This is a genomic window from Parasphingorhabdus sp., assembly GCF_041748495.1.
Classification (GTDB): domain Bacteria; phylum Pseudomonadota; class Alphaproteobacteria; order Sphingomonadales; family Sphingomonadaceae; genus Parasphingorhabdus.
Window position 1 is genome coordinate 21279 of sequence record NZ_JBGTDD010000037.1, and the last position, 6234, is coordinate 27512.

6 protein-coding genes are annotated in these 6234 nt (G+C 61.4%); 2 read left to right on the forward strand and 4 right to left on the reverse strand.

All coding sequences use genetic code 11. The features are described 5' to 3' along the window. Window positions 1-11 precede the first annotated feature (11 nt). Both ACEW8J_RS03085 and ACEW8J_RS03090 read right to left on the reverse strand, forming a co-directional pair. Complete coding sequence (locus ACEW8J_RS03085; RefSeq protein ID WP_373490167.1) at window positions 12-1583, reverse strand: cisplatin damage response ATP-dependent DNA ligase; 1572 nt, start codon at window positions 1581-1583, stop codon at window positions 12-14. Beyond that, on the reverse strand, window positions 1583-2584 hold the full coding sequence (locus tag ACEW8J_RS03090) for a ligase-associated DNA damage response exonuclease (RefSeq protein ID WP_373490172.1): 1002 nt from the start codon (window positions 2582-2584) through the stop codon (window positions 1583-1585). The genes ACEW8J_RS03085 and ACEW8J_RS03090 overlap by 1 nt, the downstream gene beginning before the upstream one ends. Before the next feature lie 613 nt (window positions 2585-3197). Between ACEW8J_RS03090 and ribB the strand changes: the two genes are divergently transcribed. Then, window positions 3198-4493 carry a 3,4-dihydroxy-2-butanone-4-phosphate synthase gene (ribB, locus tag ACEW8J_RS03095; RefSeq protein WP_373490168.1) on the forward strand — a complete coding sequence of 432 codons (1296 nt, stop codon included), beginning with the start codon at window positions 3198-3200 and terminating at the stop codon, window positions 4491-4493. A 55-nt stretch (window positions 4494-4548) separates the two neighbouring features. Next, window positions 4549-4971: a 6,7-dimethyl-8-ribityllumazine synthase gene (gene ribH, locus ACEW8J_RS03100; RefSeq protein ID WP_373490169.1), complete on the forward strand. Its 423-nt coding sequence runs from the start codon at window positions 4549-4551 to the stop codon at window positions 4969-4971. 42 nt (window positions 4972-5013) lie between these two features. Here ribH and ACEW8J_RS03105 read toward each other — a convergent pair whose 3' ends face one another. Together ACEW8J_RS03105 and ACEW8J_RS03110 are read right to left on the reverse strand one after the other, a co-directional pair. Continuing rightward, window positions 5014-5565, reverse strand: coding sequence for a hypothetical protein (locus ACEW8J_RS03105; RefSeq protein WP_373490170.1), 552 nt, complete (start codon window positions 5563-5565; stop codon window positions 5014-5016). 207 nt (window positions 5566-5772) lie between these two features. Next, the coding region (locus tag ACEW8J_RS03110) for a type 1 glutamine amidotransferase domain-containing protein (protein ID WP_373490171.1) at window positions 5773-6234 on the reverse strand (462 nt) is incomplete at its 5' end.

The following is a 6234-nucleotide window of genomic DNA, read 5'->3' on the forward strand; positions in this document are numbered from 1 at the left end:
CGCGGCAATGCTCAACGCACCATCGCGGCCAAGGTCGCGATCCGGTCTGCTTCCTCGGCAGGCTTGTCCTTCCGGATCCGGTGAATCCGCGGGAAGCGCATGGCGAGGCCGGATTTGTGGCGCTTGCTCTCGTGGATCGAATCAAACGCAACTTCCAGCACCAGCGACTTTGCCACCTCGCGCACCGGACCGAACCGGTTCAATGTATTCTGCCGGACAAAGCGGTCGAGCCACTTCAGCTCCTCGTCGGTAAAACCGGAATAGGCCTTGCCGACCGGCAGCAGTTCGCCCTCCTCGGTCCAGCAGCCGAAAGTATAGTCGGAATAGAAAGAAGCCCGCCGGCCGTTGCCGCGCTGGGCATACATCATCACGCAATCGGCATTCAGCGGGTCGCGCTTCCACTTGTACCAGTGGCCCGTGACCCGGCCCGCCAGATAGGGGCTGTCCCGGCGCTTCAGCATCACGCCCTCGATCGCCGCATCGCGGGCACCGGCGCGCATATCCTGCAGCGCGGTAAAATCATCGACCTCGACCACCGCTGACAGATCGAAATGATCGGGATTCAGCCTGGGCACAAAGGCTTCCAGCCTGTTGCGCCGCTGATGCCACGGCAACAGCCGCAGGTCGTCGTCCCCGTCCATCAGCAGATCATAGACGCGGACAAAGGCGGGCGATTCCTGGCGCATTTTCTTCGACACGCTTTTCCGGCCCAGCCGCTTCTGCAGCGCGTTGAAACTGGCCGCCTCGCCGCCCTGGTCGGTGCCGCGGACCAGCAGCTCGCCGTCGATCACGCCGTCGCGGTCAAACGCCTCGACGACATCGGGAAAGGCCGCGCTGATATCATCGCCGCCGCGGCTGTAGAGCCGGGTCTCACCGCCCATATGCACGGCCTGCACGCGGATGCCATCCCATTTCCACTCGACCGCATATTCGCCGAGATCGAGACTTTCGCCCTCGAACGGATGGGACAGCATGAACGGCCGGAAGAACGGCGTGGCCGACAGATCGGGACGCGGGCCACCCGCTTCTGCCCAGCGAAATAGCGCTTGATAAGGTGGATCGAGCGCGTGCCACAATTCCTCGACATCGTCGAGCGGCACGGCGAAGGCCTGCGCGAAGGCGGTTTTCGCCAGCCGCGCCGATACCCCGACCCGCATCCCGCCAACCGCCAGCTTGAGCATGGCATAACGGCTGTTCGCATCCATGCTGTCGAGCAGGGATGCGACAATATCGGGCGCCGTGGCGCGCGTGGCGGCGGACAGCGCCTGCACCACTTCGTCGACACTCGGATCGCCCTGCTCCCGGTTCGGCACTTCCGGCCAGATCAGCGCAACGGTTTCGGCGGTATCGCCAACATGATGGCGCGACAGGCGAAACAGTTCGAGATCAATCCTCGTCCCGGCCAGCGTGCGAATCGTCGAGGATTTGACCGCCGGAAAATCGAGGCTGTCGGTCAGCGCCGCCAGCGCCCAGCCGCGATCGGGATCCGGCGTTTCGCGCAAATAGCTGGCGATCGCCGCCAGCTTGGCGTTGCGCGACCGCGTGTAGATCAGACTGTCAATCAGCGCCGCAAACCGCCGCATCAGCCGTCATCCCCTTCTTCGCGCCCGACCATGGCCAGCGCCCGCGCCCTGATCTGGTGCAGCTCGCACCAGCGCAGCAGCCCGTCCTCGCTGCCATGGGTGATCCAGGTTTCCCTTGGTGCCAGTTCGCGGATAGTAGCGGTCAGCTCGTCCCAGTCGGCATGGTCGGAGATCACCAGCGGAATCTCCACGCCCCTTTGCCGCGCCCGCCCGCGCACCCGCATCCACCCGGATGCCATGGCGGTCACCGGATTAGGCAATCGGCGGCTCCATTTGTCGATCAGCGCCGAAGGCGGGCAGATAATGATCTGGCCGCGCATCTCCTCCTTCGGCGTGTCCATCACCAGCCGCAATTCTCCGAGCGACACGCCGAGCTCTTCATAGAGTTCGCACATCTTGACCATGGCGCCGTGCAGATAGATCGGCTGGTCCCAGCCGGCGCGGCGCAGCTCGGCAATCACCCGCTGCGCCTTGCCCAGCGCATAGGCGCCGACCAGCAGGCAATGATCCGGCTGCGCTTTCAGCCGGGCAAAGATTTTTTCCAGCTCGCCGACGATCGGCGGATGTCTGAACACCGGCAGACCAAAGGTCGCCTCGGTAATGAAAATATCGCAAGGCACCGGCTCGAACGGCGCGCAGGTCGGATCGGGCCGCCGCTTGAAGTCGCCGGTCACTACAACCCGCTCGCCTTCATATTCCATCAATACCTGCGCCGACCCCAGCACATGGCCCGCCGAATGCAGGCTGAACCGCACCCCGCCCCGCTCGAACCCCTCGCCATAAGCGACCGGCGTTCCGGCATCCGTGCCATAGCGCAGCCCCATGATCGCCAGCGTCTCCGGCGTCGCCCAGACCCCGCCATGCCCGCCGCGCGCATGATCGGCATGGCCATGGGTCACCACCGCATGTTTCTTCGGCACCGACGGATCGATCCATATGTCGGCCGGGCGCACATAAATGCCCTGCGGATGCGGCTCGATCCAGTGTTTCGCTTTCGCCATCATGGGATAGCGTATTGGATAGGGAAAGGTTCCGGTCAAATGGAAAGGCGGTGGGGTGAGAGAGCGGGAGCGGTAACAGGCATAGATAGCCCCTCCTCTTCAGAGGAGGGGTTGGGGTGGTGGCGATGCGCAGCATCGCTCGCGTAGCGAAAGCGCTGACGCGTGCTTTTGGCGCTACAATTGAGGGACGCCTTTCAGAGGAGCGAAACCACCCCAACCCCTCCTTCAAAAAGGACGGGCTAAAAATACCGGGTGTGCATGGAAGATCTCGGGAGATCTTCGATCTGAGCCTGCTTCGCCACTGCACTCCCGTTGCGAGATCATCCCCCTTTTCCCTTTCCTACACGCCCGCTGAGCACTTATCTTCGCAATCACTCGCGCGATCCGGATTCCCCTCCCGGATGAAAGGTCACACTCGGCGCGTGATAGCTGGACCCGGATTAGCCGAAATCCTAGGGTTTGGCACAAAGGTCACAGAAATTAAAAACGGACGTGTCTGTAAAGCAAGACTATCGTGAAACACAGCATGTGAAGCCAATGTGATATTTAACCTAGACGTGTCACATTAGGATGTGATATTCGATTCGCCATATCACATTGCAAAGGCGAAACCATGAGCAAAATATTGATCGAGCAACTGATCGAACTGATCGACTCCGGCAAGGAAACCCGCGCCGGCCTGGCCCGCGCCGCCGGCCTGCACGCCAATAGCCTGCGCAGCCTGGGGCAGGAGGACTGGAACCCGACCGCGGAAACACTGGGCAAGCTGGAATCCTATCTGGCGCGCGGCGGCCGTGGCGTGATGGCGACGGCGGAAGAAATTATCAACGAGGCGCGCAACGGCCGCATGTATATTCTGGTCGATGACGAGGACCGCGAGAATGAGGGCGACCTGATCATCCCGGCGCAGATGGCGACCCCTGATGCGATCAACTTCATGGCCAAATATGGCCGCGGCCTGATCTGTCTGGCGATGACCCGCGACCGGGTCGAGGAACTGGGCCTCGACATGATGAGCCAGAATAATCGCGGCGCCTATGAGACCGCCTTTACCACCTCGATCGAGGCGCGCGACGGCGTCACCACCGGAATCAGTGCGGCCGACCGGGCGCGCACCGTCGCGGTTGCGATCGACCGGACCAGGGGCAAGGACGAGATCGTCACCCCCGGTCATGTCTTTCCGCTACAGGCGCGCAATGGCGGCGTGTTGGTGCGGGCCGGGCATACCGAAGCGGCGGTCGACGTCTCGCGGCTGGCCGGGCTCAATCCGGCCGGGGTGATCTGCGAGATCATGAAGGATGATGGCGAGATGGCGCGGCTCGATGACCTGATCGAATTTGCCCAGCATCATGGCATGAAGATCGGTACGATCCGCGACCTGATCGCCTATCGCCTGCGCCACGACCATCTGACCGAGCGCCGCGAGGAAGCGCGCTTCACCAGCCGCTGGGGCGGCGAATGGAACGCCATCACCTTCTACAACACGGCTACCGAGAGCGAGCAGATCGTGCTGCAGAAGGGCCATGTCGATCCCGACCGGCCGACGCTGGTGCGGATGCACGCGACCGCGATCTTCCCCGACCTGTTCGGGCAGGACACCGGCCGCGCCAACATGCTGCAGGAATCGATGAAGATCATCGGTGAGGATGGCGCAGGCGTCATCGTGTTCATCAGCCCGCGCGTGCCCGATCTCTATTCGCGGCAGGTTCGCAGCCTGAGTGGCGGCAAGCCGCCAGCGATGGATCAGCTGCGCGACTATGGCGTCGGTGCCCAGATTCTCAGCGAACTGGGCGTGCACGACATGGAATTGCTGACCAATACCAGCCATGATCTGGTCGGGCTCGACGCCTATGGCCTCAGGATTATCGGGCAGCGTGCGGTGCCGGCCGAAGAGCCGGAAGCAGCGTAGCAATTAATATCAATGCTCCACGAAAAGGAGCAGAAGAAACGGAAAGAAACAGAAAATGGCAAAATTCCTGATCGTCGAAGCGCGTTTTTACGACCATCTCAACGATATGCTGATCGAAGGCGCCACCGACGCGCTGCAAGCGGCTGGTCACGAACATGACCTGCTGACCGTCCCCGGCGCACTGGAAATTCCTGCCGCCATTTCGCTAGCGATCGACAGCGATCTCTATGACGGCTTCGTCGCCATCGGCGTGGTGATCCGCGGCGAAACCTATCATTTTGAAATTGTCGCTGGCGAAAGCGCCCGCGGGATCATGGCGCTGACCATGGATGGAGCGGCGATCGGCAACGGAATTGTCACGGTGGAGAATGAAGAGCAGGCGCTGGCCCGGGCCGACAAGACGCGCAAGAACAAGGGCGGCGAGGCGGCGCAGGCAGCGATTGCCATGTATGAACTGGGCTTGAAATATAGCAACTGACGGCGACAAGACCCGGGTCCAGTCGCCGTCAGTGCAATCGCCTTACTCTGTAGGGGCGGTCGTTGTCGCGGGCGCCTTGGCACCGGCCACCGCGGCATCAAACTCGGTTGCGGTCATCGAGATCGCAACTGCGCCATCGGCTTGGGTCATGAAGGCATCAACCGGAAGCTTCACTTCCTGGCCTTCATGATCGACGGTAACGAATTCCGCATCATTTCCCGCGATGGTGCCAATCACCGCATTGCCGTTGACGGATTTCACTTCGGTGCCGGGCGTCAGGCTGGCCAGCAGCTGCGCCTTGGCTTCAGCGTTGGCCTTTTCCACCGCAGCATCCAGATCAGCCTTTGTCATCATGATCGCCAGGCCATTGTCGGCCGTGGCAAAGGCATCGGTGCCAAGCGCGGCTTTGTTCGTGCCGGTGTCCACCACGATAACTCCATCGCTCAACGATTCGACCATGCCCACTTCACCGCCATTGGGTCCGTAAACTTTCATGCCCACCTCGGCTTCGACAGCCGGTGCGGCGTCCTGGGCCAGCGCAGGCGTAGCAGCAAGCAACGCGGCGCCGGTCATCAGGGTCAGAAAATTCTTCATATCTTTTACTCCATAATAATACAAAAATTGCGGTTGAAATCTGTCACCAATGGCTAAAAAGTGTTGACCGGATTTGTTAAGGCGATTGAGGCAAGCCGATGGTTCGACAGGATAAGATGCGCCAGCCCTGCGCTCTGCGGCAACATTTGTGATGCCGGTCAGGCGCAGCTGGTGCCCTGTGATCCAGCCGTTTTGCCGGTTAGCCGGTCAGGCCGCCTTTCTCGCGCGCTTGTGCAGGCCTTCCTTCACTTCCTCGATGATCTTGGCGCTGAAAGCATCCAGATCGCCGGGGTGACGCGATGTGATCAGGCCATTGTCGACCACCACTTCGCTATCTTCGAACTTTGCACCGGCATTGATCAGGTCGGTCTTGATCGACTTGTAGCCGGTCACCTTGCGGCCCTGCACCAGATCCGCTTCGATCAGCAGCCACGGTGCGTGACAAATGGCAGCAATCGGCTTGTCGGCGTTGAAAAAGGCTTTCACGAAATCGACCGCCTTGGCTTCGACCCGCAGCAGATCCGGGTTGATCTGTCCGCCCGGCAGAACCAGTGCATCGAAATCGGCTTCACGGGCCTTGTCGACGGTAATGTCGACGTCAATGCTCTCGCCCCAGTCCTTCTCGTCCCAGCTTTTGATCGAGCCGGATTCCAGAGACACGATGGTGAC